Origin of the sequence: Cellulophaga sp. F20128, assembly GCF_023015805.1 — a bacterium.
GTDB lineage: Bacteria > Bacteroidota > Bacteroidia > Flavobacteriales > Flavobacteriaceae > Cellulophaga.
On record NZ_JALKBA010000001.1, the window covers coordinates 294,054 to 319,350 of the forward strand.

Annotated in this window: 24 protein-coding genes and 1 tRNA gene; 14 read left to right on the plus strand and 11 right to left on the minus strand. The window is 38.0% G+C overall.

Features of this window, described 5'->3' with window-relative positions; translation table 11 throughout:
- Positions 1-130: 130 nt before the first annotated feature.
- From MWU65_RS01230 to MWU65_RS01260, 7 genes are all read right to left on the minus strand, one after another.
- On the minus strand, positions 131-1,564 hold the full coding sequence (locus MWU65_RS01230) for a hypothetical protein (protein WP_247075058.1): 1,434 nt from the start codon (positions 1,562-1,564) through the stop codon (positions 131-133).
- 260 nt (positions 1,565-1,824) lie between these two features.
- Complete coding sequence (locus MWU65_RS01235; protein ID WP_247075059.1) at positions 1,825-2,256, minus strand: hypothetical protein; 432 nt, start codon at positions 2,254-2,256, stop codon at positions 1,825-1,827.
- A gap of 249 nt (positions 2,257-2,505) precedes the next feature.
- Positions 2,506-4,632, minus strand: a complete 2,127-nt coding sequence (locus MWU65_RS01240) for a right-handed parallel beta-helix repeat-containing protein (protein ID WP_247075060.1) — start codon at positions 4,630-4,632, stop codon at positions 2,506-2,508.
- A gap of 164 nt (positions 4,633-4,796) precedes the next feature.
- The gene (locus MWU65_RS01245) at positions 4,797-5,972 is read right to left on the minus strand and encodes a P1 family peptidase (RefSeq protein ID WP_247075061.1); all 1,176 of its coding nucleotides are present in this window, start codon (positions 5,970-5,972) and stop codon (positions 4,797-4,799) included.
- A 182-nt stretch (positions 5,973-6,154) separates the two neighbouring features.
- Positions 6,155-7,006, minus strand: a complete 852-nt coding sequence (locus MWU65_RS01250) for a hypothetical protein (protein ID WP_247075062.1) — start codon at positions 7,004-7,006, stop codon at positions 6,155-6,157.
- A 3-nt stretch (positions 7,007-7,009) separates the two neighbouring features.
- Complete coding sequence (locus MWU65_RS01255) at positions 7,010-7,786, minus strand: enoyl-CoA hydratase-related protein (protein WP_247075063.1); 777 nt, start codon at positions 7,784-7,786, stop codon at positions 7,010-7,012.
- A gap of 11 nt (positions 7,787-7,797) precedes the next feature.
- Positions 7,798-9,228 carry an ATP-binding protein gene (locus MWU65_RS01260; RefSeq protein ID WP_247075382.1) on the minus strand — a complete coding sequence of 477 codons (1,431 nt, stop codon included), beginning with the start codon at positions 9,226-9,228 and terminating at the stop codon, positions 7,798-7,800.
- A 217-nt stretch (positions 9,229-9,445) separates the two neighbouring features.
- On the opposite strand from MWU65_RS01260, the gene MWU65_RS01265 reads away from it, so the two are divergent.
- The 9 genes from MWU65_RS01265 (at position 9,446) to MWU65_RS01305 (ending at position 15,961) form a co-directional block, all read left to right on the plus strand.
- Positions 9,446-10,090 carry an SGNH/GDSL hydrolase family protein gene (locus MWU65_RS01265; protein ID WP_247075065.1) on the plus strand — a complete coding sequence of 215 codons (645 nt, stop codon included), beginning with the start codon at positions 9,446-9,448 and terminating at the stop codon, positions 10,088-10,090.
- 92 nt (positions 10,091-10,182) lie between these two features.
- Positions 10,183-10,725, plus strand: a complete 543-nt coding sequence (locus MWU65_RS01270; RefSeq protein WP_247075066.1) for a DinB family protein — start codon at positions 10,183-10,185, stop codon at positions 10,723-10,725.
- A gap of 175 nt (positions 10,726-10,900) precedes the next feature.
- A complete protein-coding gene (locus tag MWU65_RS01275) occupies positions 10,901-11,419 on the plus strand; it encodes an NUDIX hydrolase (RefSeq protein ID WP_247075069.1) in 519 nt (172 codons plus the stop codon).
- A gap of 95 nt (positions 11,420-11,514) precedes the next feature.
- Complete coding sequence (locus MWU65_RS01280; protein ID WP_247075071.1) at positions 11,515-12,063, plus strand: hypothetical protein; 549 nt, start codon at positions 11,515-11,517, stop codon at positions 12,061-12,063.
- A gap of 98 nt (positions 12,064-12,161) precedes the next feature.
- On the plus strand, positions 12,162-13,025 hold the full coding sequence (locus tag MWU65_RS01285; protein ID WP_247075072.1) for a helix-turn-helix domain-containing protein: 864 nt from the start codon (positions 12,162-12,164) through the stop codon (positions 13,023-13,025).
- Between the two features lie 98 nt (positions 13,026-13,123).
- The gene (locus tag MWU65_RS01290; RefSeq protein WP_247075073.1) at positions 13,124-13,573 is read left to right on the plus strand and encodes a MoaF C-terminal domain-containing protein; all 450 of its coding nucleotides are present in this window, start codon (positions 13,124-13,126) and stop codon (positions 13,571-13,573) included.
- Between the two features lie 127 nt (positions 13,574-13,700).
- Positions 13,701-14,333 carry a class I SAM-dependent methyltransferase gene (locus MWU65_RS01295; RefSeq protein ID WP_247075076.1) on the plus strand — a complete coding sequence of 211 codons (633 nt, stop codon included), beginning with the start codon at positions 13,701-13,703 and terminating at the stop codon, positions 14,331-14,333.
- A gap of 30 nt (positions 14,334-14,363) precedes the next feature.
- Positions 14,364-15,224 carry an SDR family oxidoreductase gene (locus tag MWU65_RS01300; RefSeq protein ID WP_247075077.1) on the plus strand — a complete coding sequence of 287 codons (861 nt, stop codon included), beginning with the start codon at positions 14,364-14,366 and terminating at the stop codon, positions 15,222-15,224.
- Positions 15,225-15,232: 8 nt separating this feature from the next.
- Positions 15,233-15,961: an SIP domain-containing protein gene (locus MWU65_RS01305; protein WP_247075080.1), complete on the plus strand. Its 729-nt coding sequence runs from the start codon at positions 15,233-15,235 to the stop codon at positions 15,959-15,961.
- Between the two features lie 139 nt (positions 15,962-16,100).
- Here the strand turns inward: MWU65_RS01305 and MWU65_RS01310 are convergent, their stop codons facing one another.
- The 3 genes from MWU65_RS01310 to MWU65_RS01320 all read right to left on the minus strand — a co-directional run bounded on the left by MWU65_RS01310 (position 16,101) and on the right by MWU65_RS01320 (position 18,735).
- Positions 16,101-16,466 carry a hypothetical protein gene (locus MWU65_RS01310; RefSeq protein WP_247075384.1) on the minus strand — a complete coding sequence of 122 codons (366 nt, stop codon included), beginning with the start codon at positions 16,464-16,466 and terminating at the stop codon, positions 16,101-16,103.
- An 80-nt stretch (positions 16,467-16,546) separates the two neighbouring features.
- On the minus strand, positions 16,547-17,563 hold the full coding sequence (gene galE / locus MWU65_RS01315) for a UDP-glucose 4-epimerase GalE (RefSeq protein WP_247075083.1): 1,017 nt from the start codon (positions 17,561-17,563) through the stop codon (positions 16,547-16,549).
- A gap of 17 nt (positions 17,564-17,580) precedes the next feature.
- The gene (locus tag MWU65_RS01320; protein WP_247075086.1) at positions 17,581-18,735 is read right to left on the minus strand and encodes a DegT/DnrJ/EryC1/StrS family aminotransferase; all 1,155 of its coding nucleotides are present in this window, start codon (positions 18,733-18,735) and stop codon (positions 17,581-17,583) included.
- Between the two features lie 92 nt (positions 18,736-18,827).
- Here MWU65_RS01320 and MWU65_RS01325 point away from each other — a divergent pair, with 92 nt between their 5' ends.
- Positions 18,828-20,066, plus strand: coding sequence for a glycosyltransferase N-terminal domain-containing protein (locus tag MWU65_RS01325; protein ID WP_247075088.1), 1,239 nt, complete (start codon positions 18,828-18,830; stop codon positions 20,064-20,066).
- An 18-nt stretch (positions 20,067-20,084) separates the two neighbouring features.
- Positions 20,085-20,321, plus strand: coding sequence for a hypothetical protein (locus MWU65_RS01330; protein ID WP_247075094.1), 237 nt, complete (start codon positions 20,085-20,087; stop codon positions 20,319-20,321).
- 600 nt (positions 20,322-20,921) lie between these two features.
- On the opposite strand, the gene MWU65_RS01335 is transcribed toward MWU65_RS01330, so the two are convergent.
- A tRNA-Leu gene (locus tag MWU65_RS01335) sits at positions 20,922-21,003 on the minus strand.
- A 119-nt stretch (positions 21,004-21,122) separates the two neighbouring features.
- On the opposite strand from MWU65_RS01335, the gene MWU65_RS01340 reads away from it, so the two are divergent.
- From MWU65_RS01340 to MWU65_RS01350, 3 genes are all read left to right on the plus strand, one after another.
- Positions 21,123-22,511, plus strand: a complete 1,389-nt coding sequence (locus MWU65_RS01340) for a dipeptidase (protein ID WP_247075096.1) — start codon at positions 21,123-21,125, stop codon at positions 22,509-22,511.
- Between the two features lie 236 nt (positions 22,512-22,747).
- Positions 22,748-23,113 (plus strand): BlaI/MecI/CopY family transcriptional regulator, encoded by a 366-nt coding sequence (locus MWU65_RS01345; RefSeq protein WP_247075098.1) that lies wholly within the window; start codon positions 22,748-22,750, stop codon positions 23,111-23,113.
- A 1-nt stretch (position 23,114) separates the two neighbouring features.
- Positions 23,115-25,256 (plus strand): M56 family metallopeptidase, encoded by a 2,142-nt coding sequence (locus MWU65_RS01350; protein WP_247075104.1) that lies wholly within the window; start codon positions 23,115-23,117, stop codon positions 25,254-25,256.
- Positions 25,257-25,297: the final 41 nt, after the last annotated feature.

Genomic DNA, 25,297 nt, shown 5'->3' on the forward strand with positions numbered 1-25,297 from the left:
GAAGTTGGTTGTGGTTACAATGGTTTTGAAACTATTGGATACACTCACTTTATAAAAGTCCGTCCCCTAACCTACCCAACTAAATTACTAAATTTCGGACATAAGCCTAAAATGGCATTTATCATGGTGTCTAAGGCAGGGAATTTGTCTTTTGTTGCGCAAACATCCATTCCCACAAGCCAGAGGTGTTTTTAACCTCATCCCAGATAAGATGTCCCGCTGAAAGCTCGGTATACTTGGGGGTACCACCAGCAGCCCTTATGGCTGTAATCATATCTTGTGTTAAATGCACCGGCACGGCCTTGTCTCGTTTTCCGTGAAATGCCCAGATGGGAATGGCGGTCATTTTTTCGGCCGTTACTGGGTCTCCGCCACCACAGATGGGGACGCCAGCTGCAAATTTTTCAGGGTGTAGGCCCATAAAATGCCAAGTGCCGTACCCGCCAACAGACATACCTATTAGGTAGCGCCTGTTAGTGTCTATATTGTATACTTGTTCCAGTTGTTCCATAGCTTCAAATACCAGCTTTGCATTCCCTTCGCCCCTATTCATTCCCCCAAAACCTGCTTGGGTGGTACTCTGCGGTAAGAATAGTATTGCAGGATATTTTTCGCGATATTCATCTGTAGCTAGCAGTTGTGCGGTATTGGTAGCATCCAGTTGAATTAGGTTGTCATTACCCACCCCACCTCCATTATGGAGATTAACAACCAAGGGATATTTACGGGTATTATCGTAATTTTTAGGCAATAACAAACGGTATTTAAGGGTGTCATTTTCTGTATTTATATAAGTTTTGGCCATAAAATCGCCTACCATTCTACTGGCCCTGTTTACTTTTCCCTTCTCCCAGCTGTATTCTGAAGCCGCTGCACGCAACACAATTAAAACCGCAACAACAGACAGCAAACTTAATACCATCCGTGTCGCCATATATCGCTTAGAAGGGGTTGCATTGCTAGTATCTGTTAGCGTGCCCAATTCCTCTTTAAAATGCAGTATGTAGAACACCAAGAGTAAGGCCAAGAGAACTATAAGCCAGGGCATACTATTGGTATAGATCTGAAAAGCTTCTTCGGTACCCGTTTGCATGACCCATAGCTGTAGCCCTAATACAATGAGATGAATGGGCAATCCTATTATTCCGGCCCAAAACAGCCACCGCTTTTCGCGTGTTTTGCTTACAAAAAGACTAAGGGAAAAAAGGGCCCCCAGGCCAATGAGAATTACAATAGCAGTAGGCATAAACTGCTGTAGTTCGGAATTAAACAACGCCAGAAAGATCAAGCCCGTATAGGCTAGGTTACCAATGAAAGTAAGGCCAAAAGTTATAGCGATTAGTATATAGTTGTTGCGCCAAAAATACCAAAGCAGCAACAGTTGTAATAAAGTAGCGACTACCGTAAGTAAAATAAGCCAAGGCTCAAAAAAGGGACTAAAGAGGTAGAATCGATAGCCTGCAAGGGCTTCTACAGCTCCTTGAACTAGCGAAAGCAGAATGTTGAGGCCTAAAAGAAAGATGGTGAATTGGTATCGGCTTCTAAGTTCTTGATTCGTCTTCATAACAATTGTCCATTTTTAAGTGTGCTTAAACCACGTAAAACCTTGGGATTCCATAGTTTAGCTGGGCACCAACTGAGAATCACTAAGTTAATAAAAGAAAACGATAAATAGTATTCCGGTTAGGATTTACAAAGCAATGAGCTATGACAGCGGAAATAAATATGGTTTTATCTTAACATATTTTAAAGATCGCAATAATTTGAATTAGTCAATAGGCCGCTGGCTATTGATAGTATACTTGTAACCCTTCGTTTTTATTCCTATGGTGTTGCCACCGGCACTAAAAATTTGTGGGTAAAATCTGCCGCGTTTTCTATTTGTTCCGTGACTTGGATTTCAAGTTTTCCATCTACAAGAAACCTTTCTGTAGGTATTATGGTATACCGAAACTCATGTTTAGCCCCTTGTTTTACCATAATACCTGGCCCAAAAACTTTGAACTTTTGAGTATTTATATTTTCCGTTTTAAAATAGGCTTTAATTGGTATTCCAAGAACCAAAGCTTTCGCATCCTTTTCCAATTCCAATATCATTTCTACTTTTTTGTCTCCATTGGAGTACACAAATTCTGCCTGGGATGCTGTTCGTATAGAGTACTCCGTTTTAGTTTTGGACTTCGCACTAAAATCGCACCCTATTACACACAAAGTGATTAATCCACAAACAATGTAATTTAGATATTTATTTTTCATAGGAACTGTTGGTTTTTTTAGCTTTTTGCAACAAGTGTATACCTACACTGTTGTGTGATAAACATCATCATTACAAGACACAATTTAATTTTCATAGCGACCCATAAAATTATACAAAGTGCAGCTTTTAGCAGCACATGCAGCAGCAGAACACTCTTTTATTGTGTAGCAGACCTATTTTTATGTACTACTAGTGTAAAGAGAGTTGTTTTTGGTAAGAATAATGTAAACGATGCACCACCCCTGTCGTTATTGTGGCGCTGGATTCATATTTTTGGCTACGGCTTTTTTAAAATCGTCCGTAATTTGCGTTGGCAAAACCGCTTTTTGCAGCCATAGATCACTCCAATAGACCCTTATTTTAGAATAGTCAATGGGTGTAAAGTTTATTTTAGCAATTGCCTTCTTGTTTTTTAAACGAAAGTCAAAACTAGGAGCATCTCTAAAATTTGGGTTCCCCACAAAACTATGCGCATCATGGCCCGTTTGCTGCCATTTCTTAAATGAAGCGCCGTTAAAATCATAGGCCGTTGCACTGCTATTCCAATACATATTGTAGTCCATCTCAATATCTATAGTGTTCCATGCCCCTTGTAATACCATTCCTTCCTTAAAAACAATAATGTTGTTGGTAAAATCAAAAGATCTGTGCTCCTCTACCCTAGTACATTGTAACTGATACATTTTAGCATAGGCAAATACATTGTTCCTGATCACATTCTCTTTGCCGTAATGTTGGTGAAAGCCTCCTGTTTTCGTGTTGTATACCAGGTTGTTTTCCATAACAATACCCGAGGATCCTTCATCGGTATATAATCCCCATCCACCGTAGGAATAAGCGTGGATATCATGGATAATATTGTTGTTGATTACCGTTCCTTCAGAGGCTCCCAAAGTATATACTGCTGCCATATCGCTGAGCAAATCCCATCCAATATGGTGAATGCGATTGTAAGCGACTTTATTTCGTTTCGAAAGGCTTGGCGCATAACCCCATACCCATCCGATAGAGATGCCGGTATAGTAAAAGTTAGCAATGTCGTTGTTTGTAATTTCATTGTCTGAGCTATGCCCTACCCAAATCCCTACAGCAGGTGGGAATTCTTGCCCTCCGGTTTGAATAATGTTGTTGTGTAATTTTATATATTGTGTATGTCCAGCACCTTCTAAAGCTGCCTTACTTCCTAAATAAATACCGCCACCACCAAGCTCATGCAAATAACTATGGGTTACACTAGATTGGCTACAGCCTTCTCCAAACCACAAGGCATGTTGCCCTGTAAACGAGATTTCACAATTCAAAAAATTGATATGTCTTGCCCCATTGAGCATCACGGCCGCATTGATGGCTATGGCCGCCTGATTAGGTTCAAAACCAGAGGGTGGAATGCGGTAATGGCAGTGGGTAAATGCAAGCCCTTCAAAGCTTATATGCTCTACAAAGTTATTCTGGGCGCTATCGCCTTCTACAGCAACCAAACTTTCCAATACCGGCGCTATTACCTCGGTATTCTCTGGGGTCTGACCAGCTAGTGGCTTGTAAAACAAAACGCCCTCTGTATTTAGAAACCATTCCCCAGCAGTGTCTAAAGCAGCGGCATAATTCTCGAGCACCAGACGCCCGCCTTTTTTAATGGGATTCCAAGGTTTCATACCTTGCCCTGAGGTCACCAAAGCAATACTATCTGCTGTTACAACCACTTCATCCAAATGCCTAATGGTAAAATCCCACTTATGATAGGTTCTAAACCGCAACAGTTCCCTCTCAGCACCACTTAGCTCCTCCAAGGCGGTCAACTGTTTATTTTGCAGCATAAGTACTTGTTGGGCTTTCTTTGCAGTCCTCCCCGTTCCTTTTTCCCAAACGGTCTCTTGCACGCCCTCTATTTTTAAAAAGCCTGTGTTTGGGGTCCGTGCTAGCGTAGCCCTTTTAGCATTTACATACAGCTGCTGAAATCTCCAATTATAGCGACTGCTCTCCGGAATTTTCACCTCCCAAACACCATTTTCATTGACCTTAAATCCACTAATTTTTTCACCTCCGCTAAAAATGGGTTTGGCTCCTTTTTCTGCCTTATAGACTATTGGGTGCTCTGGGGTTCCTCCATCTTTAGGGGTCAACACAAAAGTTTCGTTCATCGAATAGCTACCGTCCGCAATTGAAACTACAAAAGGCACCGCTGCACTATGTTCTTTTTTATAGGCACGTATGGCATTTCGTGCTCCTAGTAAGCTTGCTAAGGGTTGTGCTGCTGTGCCCGAATTTGAATCATTACCTCTGGGAGAAACATGGAAAGTTACTTGGGCATGTATGCTAAAAGTAAAAAACACCACTATCATTAATAATACTCCTTTTTGCATCCTATTTTTCTTCATTGTAACGTTTTTTGCATTGTAACCCAATTCTAATGTACTGTCACTTCTATTGATACTGACAATTCCCTCAGCAGGGTATTGCGACGTTTTAATCCCGAACAACGCGCAATAGTTCTGGATATGTTCCTTTGGAACCCTTAAGTTGTTATTGCTAGCTCAGTCTTTTATTTAGCAATCCGATTGTATTTTTTAAGAGTTGCAATAAGGAGTTCATGTGGTATGGCAAAAGCTTTGTTTCCATTGATACCTTCCATAGTTTCTGCGGCTACCATAGCATTGATAATTGCTTCTTCAACAGCCTGCACAGTGGCTTCAAAAACTGGCATCAGTTGGTCATTGGGCATTGATTTTACGGTTGTTGTTTGGTCTCGATCAAAAGCATTTTCGTTGGCTGTTGAAAAGGCTAAAAAAATATCTCCTGAACCATTGCTTCCACGTCCGCCTACAATGCCAACACCCAAAGGAATGCGTTGCGCAATTCGTTTTAATTGGTGAGGCAAAAGAGGTACATCTGTGGCTACAATGACAATAATAGAGCCATCGCCTTCTTGCCTTCTTGATGATGGCGGGGCATTATAAACAGAATTCAAAGTGTCTTGTAATGCCAATCCAACAGGAACACCTGCAATGGATAAATTTCTTTTTGCGCCAAAATTAGATTGTACAATGGCGCCAACCGTATAAGTAGTGTCCTTTATTTTGAAGACTCTTGAAGATGTTCCCGTTCCTCCCTTAAAACCCAAGCACATCATTCCTGTTCCTCCACCAACATTCCCTTCGGCAATTTTTCCACGCTTAGCATCTTTTATCGCTTCTAATACATGTTCTTCTTTTACGTGAAATCCATAGATGTCATTCAAGAAACCGTCATAGGTTTCTGCCACCACAGGATAGGTGTACCACCAATCTTCTCCGCTGTACCAATCTGTATCTACATACCATTTTAAAACTGCATCCCGAACTACACCTACACTATTTGTATTAGTAATCATGACGGGGGTTTCTAAAAATCCAGACTCTGTGACCCAAGTAGTACCTGTCATTTCACCATTACCATTTAGACTGTACCAATTGGCATACACCGGACTAAATTTTTTGGATTTCCCTCTTGGAAATAATGCTGTAACGCCTGTTCTTATAGGGCCTTTACCAATATGGTTTGCTCCAGTGCCAGAAATAATAGTGCTATACCCTACTTCTACACCTGTAACATCTGTAATGGCATTGAACGCACCAGTTGTTCCCGCAAAGGGAACTCCTAAGTCTCTTGCTCTTGGTTTTTGACTGAACGATTGGAAACAAAAAAGGAGTATAGAACTAACTAAAACAATTTTTTTCATGGAGGTTGGTGTTATTAAGAAGCAATACATACGCATAATTATATCTCTGGAAAGTCTGTTCCAAAATTTACTAAAAGTAACATGCGTTTTTAGGTAGCCCCTATTTCCCTACAATTTAGGAATGTTTTAGCAAACCACAAGATGTAGTCTTTTTTTTGGAGAAAAAACCTTGTAGTTTGGTCTTATTTTAAACGATAGGAATATAAATTACGCCCTGTTTTCTTATTTTCTTCATCAGACAAATACAAGGTATTGTTATCGGCAAAGGTCACGGCCTCCAATTGGGTGCGTACGCCCAAGTCTATGGCTTCCATTTTGCCTTCTGTAAAATTATCGGTTGTATAATCGGTGAATTTCCAGAGCATGCCATTACCCAATAACACTATGGTTTTTTCATCTGGAGAAATGGCAGCCGCCGTAACCCTACATTGGTCGCCCTCAGTACAACTCATAAAACTACCCACCAAGGTTGCTTTATACTCCCCCTTTTCTGCCGGAACTTTATAGATAAAGGCTTCTCCCGTAAAAGGGGTGGCTCTATTTTTGGTAATGATAAAAAGTGCTTCTTTCCAATAAAAAAACGCCTCTGCATCATACAAGAGCCCGTCTTTTTTAGGTGAAAAATTGGTTTGTTCCGGGTAGCTAAATTCTATTTTTTCAGCTGCTATCTTATCGCCCTTTTCCTGCTCTGGGTTTGGAATTTTATAGATGACCAAGTTTTTGCGATCACTATGATTATTCCCAAAATCACCTATATAAAGGTTGTTGTTTTTGTCCTTGGCCAAATCTTCCCAATCGTGGTTTTTAGCATTGGTCACCTCTAAGGTTTTTAACCAATTACCCCGGGTATCTACCTGGTAAATTTCATCGGCATTACCCTTGTCTTCTACCAACCAAATACTGTTGGCAGAGAGCGTAACTATCCCAGAATTCTCATCGAACTCCTTTGGCAAATCGGTCAGCACCGTCAAGGCTCCAAAATTGCCACAACCGATAAAAAAAAACAATAAATAACTACTTAAAAATCTATGCATAAACTAAGCTCCAGGAAAATTTGCTTTTCTTTTTTCTAAAAATGCTGTTGTCCCTTCTTTAAAATCTTCGGTTCCAAAGCTAGCCCCAAAGGCCTCTATTTCTGCCGTATATCCATCCGTAGAAAATCCGGCATTGATCGCTTTAATGGCATTGCCAATAGCTACAGACGAATTGTTGGTTATTTTACCCGCCAACTTAGTACAAAGAGGCAGCAGCTCTTCTAAGGCAACTACATAGTTCACCAAGCCGTAAGCAAGTGCATCGTTAGCTCCTATCATCCCTGCAGTCATAATAAGCTCCATGGCCCTTCCCTTGCCAATTAGTTGCGGCAAACGCTGTGTGCCTCCATATCCTGGAATAACCCCCAAGGATACCTCTGGTAAGCCCATTCTAGCGTTATCACTGGCTACCCTAAAATGGCAAGCCATTGCCAACTCTAAGCCACCACCTAAGGCAAAACCATTTACGGCTGCAATCACCGGGGTATTTAAATTCTCTATAAAAGTGAACAATTTTTCTTGCCCTTTACGAGCCAATTTTGCACCATCTTTTTCGCTGAAATCTGCAAATTCAGAAATATCTGCGCCGGCTACAAAAGCCTTATCACCACTTCCGGTTACAATAATAACCTTGGTATTTTTATCCTTACCTAAGGCTTTTAGGACCGTATGCAAATCGGCTATAGTTGCCTTGTTTAAAGCATTTAGTTTTTTTGGTCTATTGATAGTTACAATAGCGATATTGTCTTCTTGTGTTAATAATATATTATCAAAATTCATAGGTTCTAATTTTAATTATTTGTGAGCGGAAAGCGTATCGTAAATACAGTCCCTTTGGTGGGTTGCGATGTAAATACAATAGTTCCCTTATAAGTTTCAACTATGTTTTTTACCATGCCCAAGCCCAAGCCCATACCACTTGATTTGGTGGTGAACTTGGGCTCAAAAATTTTCTCTTTAAATTCATCGGCAATGCCAAAACCATTATCGGCTATAGCTATTTTTACGAATCCATCTTCAGTGGCTACTGTAACCAAAATTCTAGGGTTTTCTATTTCTGGAACAGCTTGAATGGCATTTTTTACCAAATTGGTGACAACACGTACCAATTGGGTACGGTCTAAATTGGCAATGATCTCATCCTCTTCAGTAACAAAATGAATATAACTTTCATTAAAAATATCTACGGCTAATTTTACAACCTTTACCACATTTAGGCTTTCATTTTGCTGTGCAGGCATTTCAGCAAAATTAGAAAAAGCAGATGCAATACTACTCATAGTATCTATTTGCTGTATAAGCGTTTTGGAATATTCTGCAAGTTTCGTTTTTATATTTGGATCATCAACATCAAATTTACGTTCAAAACTCTGCACGCTTAAACGCATGGGCGTTAAGGGGTTTTTAATTTCATGGGCTACCTGCTTCGCCATTTCACGCCATGCCTGTTCCCGTTCACTCTTGGCAAGCATCACCGCGGATTGTTCTAGTTCGTCAATCATTCCATTATAGGCGTCTATAAGTCGACCTATTTCTTCACTTGGATTTTCAACTATAATTTTTGGATTCTTAATACTTAAATCGGTCTGATTAAGCTTGTCTGAAATGGTTTTCAACGACCTGGTAATATATTTAGATGTAAAGTACGCCAATATCATTGCAATGATAAACATCACTACATAAACTACTGCCAAGCGCAACAATAATTCCGGCAATTCTTTGTCTTCAAAGGAGGTATCCTCTATATATTCCAATTTTAAAATACCAATATCTCTAAATCTAAGGTCTTTAATAAAGGTATAGGAAGATCTTAATATGATTTCTTCATTCGACGCTTTTTCAATATGGCTTATTTCCTCAACATAACGTTGATCTTCATTGGTTCTCAATTTCTGTAAAACGATAGCCTCTAGACATTTGGAAGACTCATCGCTATTTAAATTTGGGTGTGAGTCAATGATAATTTGTCCCTCTAAATCGTAGATACTAAAATTAACGTTCTGAATTTCTGCAATCTCAAAAATCTCATCTTTAAAAATATGTTGCAAATTTTCTGTGATCCGCTCAAAAGTTGTCTTCCGAATAGTGAGATTTACACTTTCTTGTATTTGTGCTTCCTTGCGCTCTAGTCTGTCCCTATTGTATTCTTTAGATTGCTCCCTGTACTGATAAATGGTTACCCCAGCGATTAAGACAGATGCCATAAGCACCAAAAACATCATGGTAATAAAAATACGTGACCGAAGTGAAAATTTTTTAAACAAGAATTTATGATTTACCTTCAAATATAGCAATTATTGCGCCAAATTTTAAGTTTAGAGAAACCAATAATTACCGCGGTTATCCCAGTGATTCCTACAAATTATTTTAACAATTTAAAGGCGTCACATTAATTTTTACCTATTTTTAGCCAAAATTTATCGCATTATTTCCTGAAAAATGAAAAATACCATCCTAGCGCTATCCCTCCTTGTACTAACCGCTTTCTCTTCTGCTGAAAAACCTAAGATTTTAATTATTGGCGATTCCATTTCTTTAGGGTATACTCCTTTTGTTACGGAAACACTGAAAGAAGTAGCTATAGTAACGCACAATCCTGGAAATGCACAGCATACCGGAACGGGTTTAGAACGACTTGAAAAATGGCTTTCGAATACGGACTATGACATCATACAATTTAATTGGGGTTTATGGGATTTGTGCTATAGACATGCAGATAGTAAGGTGTATGGAAATAGAGATAAGATAAACGGAAAAGTAACCTATACTATTGAAGAGTACACTAAAAATTTAGAGAGCCTAGTTGCTATTTTAAAAGAAAAGTCCAATGCAAAACTGATCTTTGTAAGTACTTCTTATGTTCCTGAAGGAGAAGCCGGCCGCTATGTAAAAGACCCTCAGCGCTACAATAAGGTCGCCAAAAAAGTCATGAAAAAGCATGGTATTTTGGTAAATGACATCTATAAAACTTCTAAAAAAATACATCAAACAGAAGCGCAAGCTCCAGGAGATGTTCATTATACCAAGGCAGGTTATAAAGAATTAGCAAGATCAATCACCAAAGTATTGCACAAAGAATTGTAAAGGCAAGCGTTGGGATAAATGAACAACCGGAATTTTTAATCTTGGTTAAAAATTACTTCAAAAGTTGAAAACCGAAACAAAACAATACGTTTATGAAACGTCTAGTACTACTTACAACATTTCTACTGCTTTCTTCTCTTACATCTCCTTTGTTAGCACAACAGAACGATTTTATAAGGGATTATATAGAGCGATTGGAAAATTCAAGAAAGTATCTGCTTCTGGTGGCTGAAACTATGCCTGAAGACAACTATACTTTTAAAGCCACACCAGAATCCTTAAGCTTTGCTGAACATCTAATGCATATTGCCTGGGCAATGGATTGGCATAGTGAATCTTTATTAGGTGGACGCAAAGCAAGAGATTGGGAAACCGATACAACTCTTATGGTTAACAAGAAATTGAAGGAAGAAATGATAGCAACCCTTGACAAAACATTTGATGCAACCATTAGCTTTATCAACGAATTTGATATTGCTAAATTAAATGACAACTTGGACTATTTGGGCTTGCAGAGATCAAAACGGCAAATTTTATTATTACTGGCTGATCATATTACACACCACAGAGCACAAATGCTTGTTTCCTTACGATTAAACGGACTAGTTCCACCAAGATATGTTTTATACCAATAGGGAGCAAAACAACCATAGCCCCTAATAAACTTGAAGTGACCAATGAATGGCCGCAAAATTTAAAGCTTAATTAGGGAGGTCTAACAAACTAATAAAACTATCCGGCATCCATTATGCTTTAGAAATACTTAATTTTAGCATATCTAAAGCAAAAATAAAACCCGAGAACCCCTACATGCAAAATTTAAAAACTCATTACCATCCTGAAGTAACCAGCTTAGAAAATAAATCTATTTTTACCAGACTGGCTACCCGAAGTATCGCAATGCAAGGCAGTACCATTTTACTCCTGTACACAGCCCGTTATGAAGATTACAGTCTGCCAGGCGGAGGCTTAGATTTGGGGGAAGATCAGATAGACGGGATGATGCGGGAACTCAATGAAGAAACAGGAGCCCAAGGCATTTGCAACATAAAACCCTTTGGCGTTTATGAAGAATACCGGCCCTGGCACAAGGAGGATTACGACCTGCAACACATGATTTCCTATTGCTATACCTGCGAGATTAACAACGAATTGGGCGCTACCAAAATGGAACATTACGAAACAAAAAACGGTATGAAAGCTGTATGGGTTAATATTCATGAAGCCATTAATCACAACACTAAGACAATGGCTACAAGTACAAAAAAAGGAATGTCTATTGAGCGTGAAACTTTTTTACTTCAGCTTATCGCGGATCGCCTCAGTTAAAATTAAAGGGGTTTTTATGCTCTCAAGTAATCCTAAAAAAAGTTAACCTAACTTTGAACAATTATTAGGAGTATAGCCCAAATAAAAAAGTTGCAATGAATTTTAAAGAAGCACAAGAAGATATGCGCTCCGCCTACTATGGTGGTGCACCAGGAGCATTAATTTCTGGCCTTGTTTGGCTAACAGCCGGAATTACAGCAGTAATGAGTACCACACAAATGAGTGTGCTGGTTTTCTTTTTTGGAGGAATGCTGATTCACCCTCTTGGAATACTCCTATCAAAGGCATTTAAGTGTTCTGGGAAACACAGCAAAGGAAATCCATTATCAAATTTAGCTATGGAAAGTACGGTACTCTTATTTATAGGGTTATTTATAGCCTATCTAAGTCTTCAATTTAAACCCATATGGTTTTTTTCGATTATGATTTTAATTATTGGGGCTCGATACTTGATATTTGCTACCATTTACGGCATGCGCCTCTATTGGGTGTTTGGTGCCGCATTACTAGTAACAGGAATTGGCGGCATCCTCTTTTCCCAACAGTTTGCATGCATTGGCATCCTTGGGGGTATCCTTGAAATACTATTTGCATTCCTGATCGTGTATTTCGAAAAAAGAAGGGCCCAAAATCTTCTTCGCTAATTCAGCGTTTAGTTTTTTAATGAAAAGCTTGTATATTTAGCTGTACATCGCAACCAATGCATAAGTCTTGCGCGCTGACTTAAAATTAAAACACCCAATTGAAGGACATTCCCAAAATAGTATTTGAACAAACGGAAGACGCCAAAGGCTTTGAACTTTTGAGTGTCACCCATTTATTTGCTCGGATTCCTACCTTTACAGACCATAATCCAACCCAAGCACATCGATTAACTTTTTTTGCGTTACTAATGGTCACCAAGGGGAAAGGAAAGCACCAAATTGATTTAAAAGAGTACGATTTAAGTGAAGGATCCGTTTTAAAAATTGCCAAGGGACAAGTACACGCTTTTCAAAAAGATGCCACCTATGAAGGTTTCTTGCTCATTTTTACAGAAGAATATGTTTTGAACTATTTTTCAAAATCTTCTATAGATTTAATTTCACACCTCTACAATTACCACATAAGCTCACCCATAGCGTACCATAAAACATTAAATGAAGAATTTTTAACAGAGCTACTAGCAGAACTACAAACCAATAATACCTATGCCCAAAACAACATTGTTGCCGCCCTATTAGACCTGTATTTATTGCGTTTAGAACGGAATTCAACAACTACAAAAGCGCACAACAACAATGCTAAACAGTACACAACATTTCTACAGTTTAAAAACTTAGTAGAATCCAATTATACAGCCACCCGAAACGTAAAAGATTACGCAAACACCTTGCTAATTTCTACAAAATACCTAAACCAGGTAGTAAAACGCTATACCCTAAATACGGCCAAATCTTTTATAGACAACTACGTAACCCTTGAGGTCAAACGCGCCATTGCAAGTACAGAAAAAAGTTTAAAGGAAATTGCTTTTGATCTTGGTTTTGATGAAGTAACTAATTTCACCAAATTTTTTAAAAAGCATACTGCTGTCTCCCCAAAACAATTCAAAAACAGCTTATAAAAGCCTTATTCTCACATTTACCATTCTTATCCGAAGATTAACCGCTGGGAATCTTCCAAATACCACGAATTTTGTATCAAACTTTAAAATCAAAGAAAATGAAAACGAAATTAGTTACATGTATTTGTCTTGCACTATTCAGTGTTGGAATTGGTTTATCACAAAACAAAACAACAGCGGAAAATAACTTTCAGTTTGAGGAGGCCGAGCATTTCTTGGATGGTTACTCCTTAAATTTCCAATACACAAATGGTACTGCTATTCATATGGAGTTTTACAAGGGCAAAGCCAAGTACGAATGGGTTGCCGGACCGGCTAAAGGTAATGGAAATACTGATATTCCATACCGTTCTCGTAAAATTGGAAACAATATGTATTTGATTAATTGGCACGAAACAGGGATCAAGGATTATTTAACCATTGTTTTTGATTTTGACAAAATGCTAGTACACAGTTCCATCATAATTGGATATGAAAACAACCCTGAACGTACCTTAAAAACTGTATTTCGGAGCGGAATTATTGATCATTTAAAAATTGTTAAATAAATCTAAACCCAAATCCGTTACCCTTTTCTTAGCGGTATGTCATTCAGAAATACCGTATTGATGACTATCAATAGGAAGATCAGCAACCAAATATTCTGGTATTCCTATACTTAAAAAAGACAGCGCTATGAATACACTACAAATAGAAACTACCTTAGCACATTTATATAAGGATGCTAAATGCGACCGATTAAAAATGATGAAAAGATTGGCTATTCAGGCAATTAAACCCTTGAGACCAAAAGATTTTAAGGATGTATATCTTTCCATTTCAAAAAAAGAAGGCGACTATTTAAAACAACTTATACAGCAGAACAAGCTTAAAAATATAGTTGAATTTGGAACTTCATTTGGTATATCTACACTTTTTTTAGCACAAGGAGTGCTTTTAACTGGTGGGCGTATCATTACTACAGAACTATTGGCATCTAAAGCTCAAAAAGCAATTGCAAATTTTAAAGAAGCAGGCGTCAATGAACGTATTGAAGTTAGAATTGGCGATGCAATGAAGACCTTAAAAAATCATAAGGAGCCCATAGATTTATTGGTATTAGATGGCTGGAAAGATTTGTACTTGCCATTATTTCAAATGCTAGAGTCTAATTTTCATAACAATACTTATATTTATGTGGACAATGCAGAAATGGCGGAGACCCAGGTTTTTTTAAAAACGATTGATCATTTTCAAAAGTATCAATTGCAATCTAAATTTGGTGGAAAAGTGGTACTCATCACCATTAAACAATTGCCACACTCCTAAATAATTGAAAATAGTAAAAGGACAGAAAAAATGAAAATAGCAGTAACATCAGCAAGCGGACATTTAGGCGCCGCCATTGTAAAGCAACTGATCAAAGAAATCGGGAAAGACAATGTCATAGGCATTGCGCGTACTCCCGAAAAGGCAAAACATTTAGGGGTTGAAATAAGAAAAGGAGATTACAATAGTCGTCCGGATTTTGACATTGCCTTAGAAGGAGTAACGGCCGTTTTATTGGTTTCTGGTATGGATGAGCCTCAAAAAAGAATTCAGCAACATAGAAATGTTATTGAAGCTGCAAAAAGTAAGGGCGTTCACAAAATAGTCTATACCAGTATTGTTGGAGCCGAAGAAAAAAATGCTTTTAGCCCTGTAGTGCAATCCAATCGTAAGACAGAAATGGATGTACAAAACTCCGGACTCCAATGGGCCATAGGCAGAAATGGAATTTATATTGAGCCCGATTTAAACTATATAGCAACCTATGTAAAAGAAGGTGGCATTCGGAATTCTGCGGGCTCTGGAAAGTGTGCCTATACAAGCAGAGAAGAATTAGCAACGGCTTATGCCAAAATGCTCATTGAAGAGAAACACAACGGCCAAGTTTACAATCTTGTTGGCGAACCAATAACACAAACCCAACTTGCAGCCCTTATAAACAAAGTGTATCATACCAAGCTTGAGTATACCGCAGTTTCTGTTGAAGACTATGCAACAGAAAGAAAAAATGAGCTAGGCGATTTTATAGGAACTATAATTGCAGGGATTTACGAAGGGATATTTGCTGGTGCTAATGATGTAGCTTCCGATTATGAAAAGGCCGCAGGAAAACCGCATTTATCGCCCTTAGAAATGATTGAAAATTACCATCAATACCACTCTAAAAATTAAGAAGAAGCATGCGCATTATTGAAAATATCCTAAAAAAAGTTGTCCTTCATGAGGCTGTAGTACTAGAGAAAGAATTCCTTTCCTCCACGGTCATTAAAATTCGTTTGCAGAGTGATGATTTCTCTAAAGTAAATATCATTCCCGGGGCTTTCCTTAGATTAGGTATTGGTATAGGTCAGGATCAATTGTCTATGAAAGACAAAATAAGAAGTTATAGCATTTGGGATTATCAGCCATCTGAAACCACTGTAGACCTAGCTATTGCCACCCATAGTAACGGAATTGGCGCTAAATGGGCAAGGGAATGCCAAACGGGAGATATCGTTTATTTCAAGGTGAAAAAAGGCAACTTCCTAGCCGAAGACACGGCTGATAGTTATTTGATGGTCGGTGATTTATCGGCCCTATCACACCTTTATATGTTAAACCGAAATATTGGAAAGAACAAACAAGTAGCAAGTATTGTTTACAGCCAACAAAAAAGTGAATTGTTCCCAGATATAGACGGCAGCACTCCCCTTAATTTTTATGAATTACGCCAAAACCCAAGTCTTGAAATTATTGCAAAAATTAAGGAAATAACACCAACTTTTAAAAGCAATAAAATGGTCTATATTGCGGGTGACAGCAGGGTTTGCATGACCTTACATACTTATTTTAGAAAGGAATTGGGTTGGGAAACCAAGCAACTGAAAACAAAACCTTTTTGGAACCCCATAAAAAAGGGATTAGAGTAAGTTTCGCCCGGTTAAAACCTTGGATTTAACTGTCATTTTCATACAACACTAAACCAAGGCTTTTTTTCTGGCATCCTTGAAAACAACGGCATAATAAAATACTCACTAGAGGATAGGAGTTATTGTTATGCTGAAAAATTTAACTAGAATATTCGTTTTTGTACCATACTTTTTGCCATTCCCGTTTGAGCACCAAAAAAGCAACTTGCTCTGCCACCTCAACAGCATCCGTGACCTGTATTTCTTTGAGTGCACTTTCTGGAAGGTCCACAATATAAAGCAGATTTAAATATTCGGTAAAGCGCTCCATCAATAGGAAGTACATTTTTTCACGTAGGGCGGCAATCAATTCTTGGGGAGCAAGGGTGTCGTTGTCTTCTAAAAAACCAAATTCTATATTGGCCAGATTAAAATCCTTCCGCAGTTGGGCCACCAAATTATGATACAATTGTTGGTCGTTAATGGAGGCTAATAAAGCGTTGCTATTTGAGTAGTTAAATGTCATCACTCTTATATACGAGAAAAATAAAAAAATGGTTTATTGTTAGTACAAACAATAAACCATTTTTTCTGATTTTATCAATTTTACTTCCTTATTTTCTGCTCCCAATCCCAAGCAGATTGCATGGCTTCATCTAAGGTAGATTTTGCTTTCCATCCTAAAACGGTATTGGCTTTTGTAGTATCTGCATAGGCAGAGGTAATATCACCAGGCCTGCGATCTACAATCTTGTAATTTAATTTTTTACCCGATACCCGTTCAAAACTTTTTATGGCTTCCAAAACAGAACTACCCGTTCCTGTACCTACATTAAATACGTCGTAGTTATCTTCATTGGTATTGTTCAACAATCGTTGCAAGGCCACCACATGGGCTTTGGCCAAATCTACCACGTGAATATAATCGCGGATACAAGTACCATCTTCCGTAGGGTAATCACCACCAAAAACAGATAATTCTTCACGAATGCCCATTCCGGTTTGTGTAATGTACGGCATTAAATTTTGAGGCACTCCAATAGGTAATTCCCCAATTTCTGCACTTGGGTGGGCGCCCATAGGGTTAAAATAACGCAGGGCAATGGCTTTTAAGCTCGGTACTACTTTACAGGTATCTCGAATAATTTCTTCGCCCATTTGTTTGGTGTTACCATAAGGCGATTCCGCTTCTTTTACGGGAGCACTTTCTGTAATTGGCATTTTATCTGCCTGCCCATAGACCGTACAAGATGAACTAAAGATAAAACTAGATTTTTCTAAATTCGATAATTCTTGCAACAAGTACACCAAGGTTCCTATATTGTTTTCATAATACAATAAAGGCTTTTCTACACTCTCGCCTACGGCTTTAGAGGCTGCAAAATGAATTACTCCAGCAATATCTTGATGACGCTTAAAGAAATCTTGAACCTTAGTTTTCTCCTTTAGATCAAATTTTTCAAAGACTGGTTTTTTGCCTGTGATGGCAACAATGCCATCCATTACTTTTTCAGAAGAATTAGAAAGATCGTCTATGATGACCACATCAAATCCTTCATGCTGTAATTCTACTACGGTATGCGAACCTATAAAACCCAATCCGCCTGTTACTAATATTTTCATTGCTCTTTGCTTTATTTTTATCGATTTAAAAACTCTAAAATGGTAGTGGTAATAAAGGTGATTTGTTCATCACCTAACTCCGTATGCATGGGTAGTGAAATTACCTCTTGTACCAACTGATTGGTTACCGGAAAATCTTCTTCCTTGTATCTAGTATCCGTATACGCTTTTTGTAAGTGTAGGGGAATTGGATAATACACACCGCAGGGAATATCCTTTTCATTTAAATGCTGTACCAAGGCATCTCTCTTGCCACTCTTAATTTGTAAGGTGTATTGGTGAAAAACATGGCTATCACAAACACAGGTTTCTGAAGCGCAACATATGGGCATTTTTGGCGTCACAATATCGTTGTGATTTCCCAATGCCATAGAATACTTTAAGGCAGCTGTTCTTCTTTTCTGATTATAGGCATCTAAATGTGGTAATTTTGCACGCAGAACCGCAGCCTGAATGGAATCTAATCTAGAATTTACACCAACTACGTCATGATGGTAGCGCTCATACATACCGTGATTTACAATACCTCGTAAGGTATGTGCTAAGGCATCATCATTGGTGAAAATTGCACCGCCATCTCCGTAACAGCCTAAATTTTTAGACGGGAAAAATGAAGTAGCCGAAACATGTCCAAGTGTACCTGCCTTTTGTTTGGTTCCATCGGCACCTATATAACTTGCGCCTATAGCCTGTGCATTGTCTTCAATGACATATAAATTGTGTTTTTTTGCTATCTCTAGAATAACATCCATATTGGCACATTGCCCAAAAAGATGCACCGGAACAATAGCTTTTGTTCTAGGGGTAATTGCTTTTTCTATGGCCTTGGGGTCTATGTTAAACGTATCAGGCTCTACATCTACCAATACGGGTGTTAATTGCAACAAGGCAATCACTTCTACCGTTGCCGCAAAAGTAAAGTCGGCCGTAATAACTTCATCACCACGTTCTAGCCCTAGGCCCATCATTGCAATTTGCAAGGCATCGGTACCATTGGCACAAGGAATCATGTGTTTTACACCCAAATAGTCTTCCATTTCTTTTTGAAGTGCGTGAACCTCAGGGCCATTAATGTATGCTGAGGAATCTAATATTTGAGCAATTGAAGTGTTTACTTGCTCTTTTATACCTTGGTATTGACCCTTTAGGTCTACCATCTGAATTTTCTTCATTGCCATAATTTGAACTGTAAAATTACAAAAATACCATTGGTCACCAATGAAATTAGTGAAAGAAACGTATTTTAGCGACAAATGAACATTGGGTGTATCTTTTATACAATATAGTAGTACATATTGCCGCCTTCTTGGTAAGGCTACTTTCTAATTTTAGTCCAAAGCTGAAACTGTTTGTGCAGGGCAGACTAGACATCTATCCCAGACTTGCCAAAAGCAGTATAGCTAAGGGATCTGTTATTTGGATACATACTGCCTCCTTGGGGGAATACGAACAAGGTCTACCCCTTATAGAAAAAATAAAGGCTGCTTACCCCGAGTATAAAATTGTGGTTACTTTTTTTTCGCCTTCTGGCTATGAAGTCAAAAAAAATGACCCCATCGCTGATGCTATTGTGTATTTGCCCGTAGACACGCTTTCCAATGCCAAAAAATTTATAACCACCCTTAACCCTAAACTGGCCATTTTTGTGAAATACGAGATTTGGCCTAACCATCTAAAGCTGCTAAAAGAAAAGAAAATCCCCACTTTATTAATATCCGCTTATTTTAAAAAAGAACATTCCTTTTTTAAATGGTATGGTGGTTTTATGCGAAAAAGCCTAAGTGCCTTTACCCATTTTTTTGTACAAGACAGCACCTCTAAAAATCTACTAAAAAATATTGGGTATACCAATGTAACCGTCAGTGGTGACACTCGGTTTGACCGGGTTTCTGAAATTTTGGAGGGTGATAATTCGCTACCTTTCATGACTACTTTTAAACAAAACAAGAGCTGTCTAGTTGCCGGAAGTACCTGGGCAGTGGGTGAAACCTTTTTACAAAGCTATATCAACAATACCAAGGCCAATTTAAAATACGTAATTGCCCCACACAATATCATAGCCGATAAAATTACATCCCTAAAAAATAGTTTGAACAAATCGGTGATTATGTTTTCTGAAATTGGAACACAAGACATTTCTAATTTTGATGTTTTAATCGTTGACACCGTGGGACTTCTTACAAAAATTTACAGCTATGCCGATATAGCCTATGTAGGAGGTGGATTTACAAAGGGTGGCCTACACAATACCTTAGAGCCTGCTGTATTTGGTATTCCCGTGATCATTGGCCCTGTATACAAAGGGTTTAAAGAAGCGGAGGATTTGGTGCAATTAAAAGGTGTACTTACAACCCGCACTAAGGAAGAATTTACGGATGTTGTAAATGAGCTTTTAGCCAATTCCGATTTTTATAATAAGACAGCACATATTAACAAAGAATATGTTGCTAAAAGTACAGGGGCTAGCGTCCAAATAACAACTTTCATTCGTACATTATTGTAACCTTAGATTTGTTACATAATGAAAGCTTTTCTTACAGCCTTATATGCAGCTGCAATTTTGTTCGTTTTATTTTCTTGCGTAAAAACTCCTGAAAATAAAACAGTACCTGATGATATTGATTTTCAAAAAAAATTAGATAGCTTAAAAAAGCGCACGCAAAAAAACGACTCCATAAAAAATCTATACGAACTTAAAATGCCAAAAAGAAAAAGTAAGGCAGAAGAGTTAGATACGATGAAGGCTAAAACCATATAATATAAATTTAGCTAAGCTTTGGTTGCCAGGAAACCTCAAAACTTAATTTACTGTTTTTCAGCGTTTAATTGCTTGTTGATTTAAAAATTAATTTGTATTTTACATCAAACTATTTGATTATGAGAGAAGCAACAGTAAGTACCAAAATACTTAATAGTTTCCTGCGTGTAATGGTTTTTGTGCTGGTAGGCATTTTAATTAGCGTTGTAGTATGCCTTATTTTGGCTGCTTTAGGAATCTTAAAGTAGATTTTTTGAATTTTCCCCAAGTCTTGTTGTGTTATTCCTTTTTTCTAAAAAGCTATATACTTTAAAGCTCCTCTAGGTAAGAGGGGCTTTTTTTATACCCTCCTTATAATTCCCCTAACCAATGAATTGTTCCCCCACATTATTAAGGCACTCCTTATCCGTAACAATAATATTACAAAATGTCTTGAAGCAACAGGCTTTCTTTTGTTTCGTCTGTCTTGGACAAACAAAGAAAATGAAAGGAAATTTAAAACCTAAATACACAAATATGAACTTGAAGCTTAAAACAGAAACATGTTTCTAAAAAAACCGCATAAAAAAAGCTCCTCATTGCTGAAGAGCTCTTTCTTTGTACAGGCGGAGAGACTCGAACTCTCACACCTTGCGGCACTAGATCCTAAGTCTAGCGTGTCTACCAATTCCACCACGCCTGCATTTATCAATTCGCCGTTTTGGCCAATTGGGTTGCAAATATAAGTCAAAAAATCAATTTAAAAATACTTAAACATAAAAAGTTCTTTTTTTGTACATTTATCCTTTATAAAACGAAGCTATGAAACACCTAAATGACTTTATAAACGACAATAAAGAGCGGTTATTAAATGAACTTATCGACTTACTAAAAATGCCATCGGTAAGTGCAGACCCTGCCTTTTCACATGATGTATTAGCTACCGCTGATGCCGTAAAAATTGCCCTAGAAAAAGCGGGTTGTGACACGGTTGAAATATGTGAAACTCAAGGTTTTCCAATCATTTATGGTGAAAAAATCATAGATACTTCCCTGCCTACCGTTTTGGTGTATGGACATTACGATGTGCAGCCAGCAGATCCTATAAACCTATGGGATTCGCCTCCATACGAACCCGTAATTAAAAAAACAGAAATTCATCCAGAAGGGGCCATATTTGCCCGTGGCGCTTGTGACGATAAAGGACAGATGTACATGCACGTAAAGGCCTTGGAATTTATGGTAAGTACCAACCAATTGCCGTGCAATGTTAAATTTATGATAGAAGGGGAAGAAGAAGTAGGTAGCGTTAGCCTTTCAACCTTTGTAAAAGAAAATAAAGAAAAGCTTAAAAACGATGTTATTTTAATTAGTGACACCGGCATGATTGCCAAAGACGTCCCATCTATCACCACCGGCTTACGTGGTTTAAGTTATGTAGAGGTAGAAGTTACAGGTCCAAACAGAGATTTACACTCTGGTTTATACGGAGGCGCAGTGGCCAACCCTATTAACATTCTTACCAAAATGATCGCTTCCTTACACGATGAGAACAACCATATTACCATACCAGGTTTTTATGACAAGGTAGAAGATCTCTCTACGGAAGAACGTGCAGAAATGGCAAAAGCACCCTTTAATTTAGAAAAATACAAGGCTTCAATTGCTATAAATTCGGTTTATGGAGAAAAAGGTTATACCACCAACGAACGCAACTCTATTAGACCTACCTTAGATGTCAACGGCATTTGGGGAGGATATACAGGAGAAGGAGCCAAAACCGTAATAGCGAGTAAAGCCAATGCAAAAATTTCAATGCGTCTGGTTCCCAACCAAGATTGGGAAGAAATTACAGCCCTATTTACCAAACACTTTAGCAGCATAGCACCAGAAGGAGTTACCGTAAAGGTAAATCCACATCATGGCGGACAAGGTTATGTAACCCCTATAGATAGTGTGGGGTACAGAGCAGCTTCTAAGGCCTATGAAACTACATTTGGCAAAACACCCATCCCACAACGCAGTGGCGGTAGTATCCCAATTGTGGCGCTGTTCGAAAAAGAACTACAAAGCAAAACGATATTAATGGGTTTTGGGCTAGACAGTGATGCCATACATTCACCAAACGAACATTTTGGTATCTGGAACTACCTAAAAGGCATAGAAACCATCCCCTATTTTTATAAGAATTTTACAGAAATGAATTCCTAATACAAGAAATTACACCACTTTAAAAGTCCGTTTTTTATCTAGAAACGGACTTTTTTATTCCCAAACCTAAAGTATTTAAGGCGTTCCTTCGGGCGGGCTATACCCTGCAAGTCCGCGCTCTGCTGTGGGCTTTCCGCTCCTATCCCTAACGCAAAACACTATTTATTTAACTCTACATTTGTAGAATACAATTATTTGCTCTACATTTGTAGAGAACATTCTAACAATGTAGAAGTATGCAGTTATCTAAAGCCGAAGAAGAACTAATGAATCACCTCTGGAAACTAGAGAAAGCCTTTTTAAAAGATTTGCTAGAACAGTATACAGATCCAAAACCGGCAACTACAACCGTTGCAACCATGCTAAAACGCATGGCGGACAAAAACTTTGTGGGCTACACCCTTTATGGGAAATCTAGAGAATATTACCCACTTGTAAAAAAGAAAGCCTATTTCTCTAAACACGTAAACGGTTTAATCAAGAACTTTTTTAACGATAGCGCATCACAATTTGCATCGTTTTTTACAAAAGAAACCAATCTTAGTAAAGAAGAATTGGCTCATTTAAGAGAAATCATAGATCAAGAACTAAAAAACAAATAGTATGCTATTCTATCTACTAAAATCTACAGCCTGCTTGGCCGTTTTATTTCTCTTCTACAAATTGTTTTTAGAAGGGCATAAAATGCACATCTTTAAGCGCTTTTACCTGCTCATTGCCTTGGCGCTAGGGTTTGGTATTCCTTTGGTAACTTTTACGCAGTATGTGTCAATTACTAAGCCCGTTTATGAAACCCATATTGAAACCCTTCCTTTAGCTACTGCCGTTCTAATTGAAGAACCTACCAACTACCTCCCCTATATCCTTTGGAGTATTTACGGTATTGGGGTGTTAGTTTTTAGTATAAAATTTATAAAAAATAGTGCCAACATTTTTAAAAAGATACATGCCAACCCCAAAGTAAAATTAGACAAACATACCAACGTACTCCTTTCAGAAAAAACAACACCACATACTTTTTTAGCATTCATTTTTCTAAATAAAAAGGCCTATGAAAATAATGAAATTCCGCAAGAGGTTCTTTTACATGAAATAACCCATGCCCAACAAAAACACTCCATAGACGTATTGCTTGTAGAGCTCCTACAAATTCTATTTTGGTTTAATCCGTTGATCTATTTTTTTAAACACAGCATCAAATTAAACCATGAGTTTTTGGCAGACTATGCCGTTTTAAAAAACGGGGCAAACGCCACCGCCTATGGAAAAATACTCTTAGCATTCTCATCAGCTGCTTCGGAGCCACAATTGGCAAATTCAATCAATTATTCATCAATCAAAAAACGATTTACAGTTATGAAAAAAAGAACCTCAAAACAATCGGTTTGGCTGCGTAGCCTTATTGCTTTACCAATAGCAGCTTTGTTATTGTACAGTTTTAGCAGTACAGAAACTAAAGAAATTTTAGCAGAAGCAGAACGAGTAACGGTTGCTACAACCCCTCAAGAAAATGTCGAAGGTGCATCTGAATCGATTTCAGACGAAAACTATTTTCTACTAGAGCTTAAAACCAAACTACTTTACAACGAGCTAATATCGAATCTACAAAAAGAAGGAGAAATTGTAAAAACCAATGATTTTAAAAACGCAAAACTCGTAGACAATCACTATATAATTACTTTAAAAACAAAAGAACTTCATAATAAAAGAATGGCTAACTTAAGAAAGTTAGTAGAAATAAAAAACATATATCGTGTTATTGATGGACATAATACAATTTTAGACAAGGCAACCCCAAAAATGGTGGCCGAGTATAACACTCTAGCTAAAAAATACAATGCACAACCCAAACAGCGACTTGTTATAAAGCTGAAAGAGATCAACCGCATGGAATACATTTATGGCTTAATGACTCTTACACAAAAGAAGTCTGCCCAACCTTATCCAGAGTTTCCAAGCCCACCACCTGTCCCTAAGGTAGAAAAAGGGGAGCACAGTACTATTCCACCCCCACCACCGCCATTGCCATCAACGACAACGAACTCGAAAGAATTGCTAAATGCAGAATCAGCCTTTCACAAAGAAGCAGATGCCTATGGCAATGCTATCAATGCCTATATCAAGGCAAACCAAGGAAATGCAACCGATTTAAAAGCGCAGTATGAGACGGTAATGAAGTTCTATGAAAAATATAAAAACCTCAATAAAAAAGAAAATAGTAATTCACTTTTGCCTCCACCTCCGCCACCACCTTCTGCACGAGTGAAAAAAGGAGAACAAAGCAGTATTCCGCCACCACCACCACCTGAGAGTCCAATAAACCATATCATACGAATGGCTAAAAAAGGGGCTAGCTTTTCGTATGAAGGAAACAACATCTCTTCAGACAAGGCGATAGCCTTACTCAAGAAAAACAATAGTTTAAACATTTTAACCACAGACGTGAACTCAGCCAATCCCAAGGTTGCAATTTCCACCAAACCTATTTCTTTAAAAGACTCAAAAAACATAGTCCTTTCAGTTATGGATATGCCCTATAACGGTCCAACCAAAGACTTAAGCGACCCTGTTGAAATGCTAAAATACATGGTAAAAAGAGGGGCAAAACTATATTATAATGGCGAAGTTATTTCGGAAAAAAAAGGTTTAGAAATTATTAAAGACCAAAAATCTGTAACCATAAAAAAAATAAAAACACCCCATGCTATCCCAACCGTGTTAATTGGCGGTGAAAACGATTGCTAGTCACAGAAATGAAAAATTAAAAGCTCCATATTTTGGGGCTT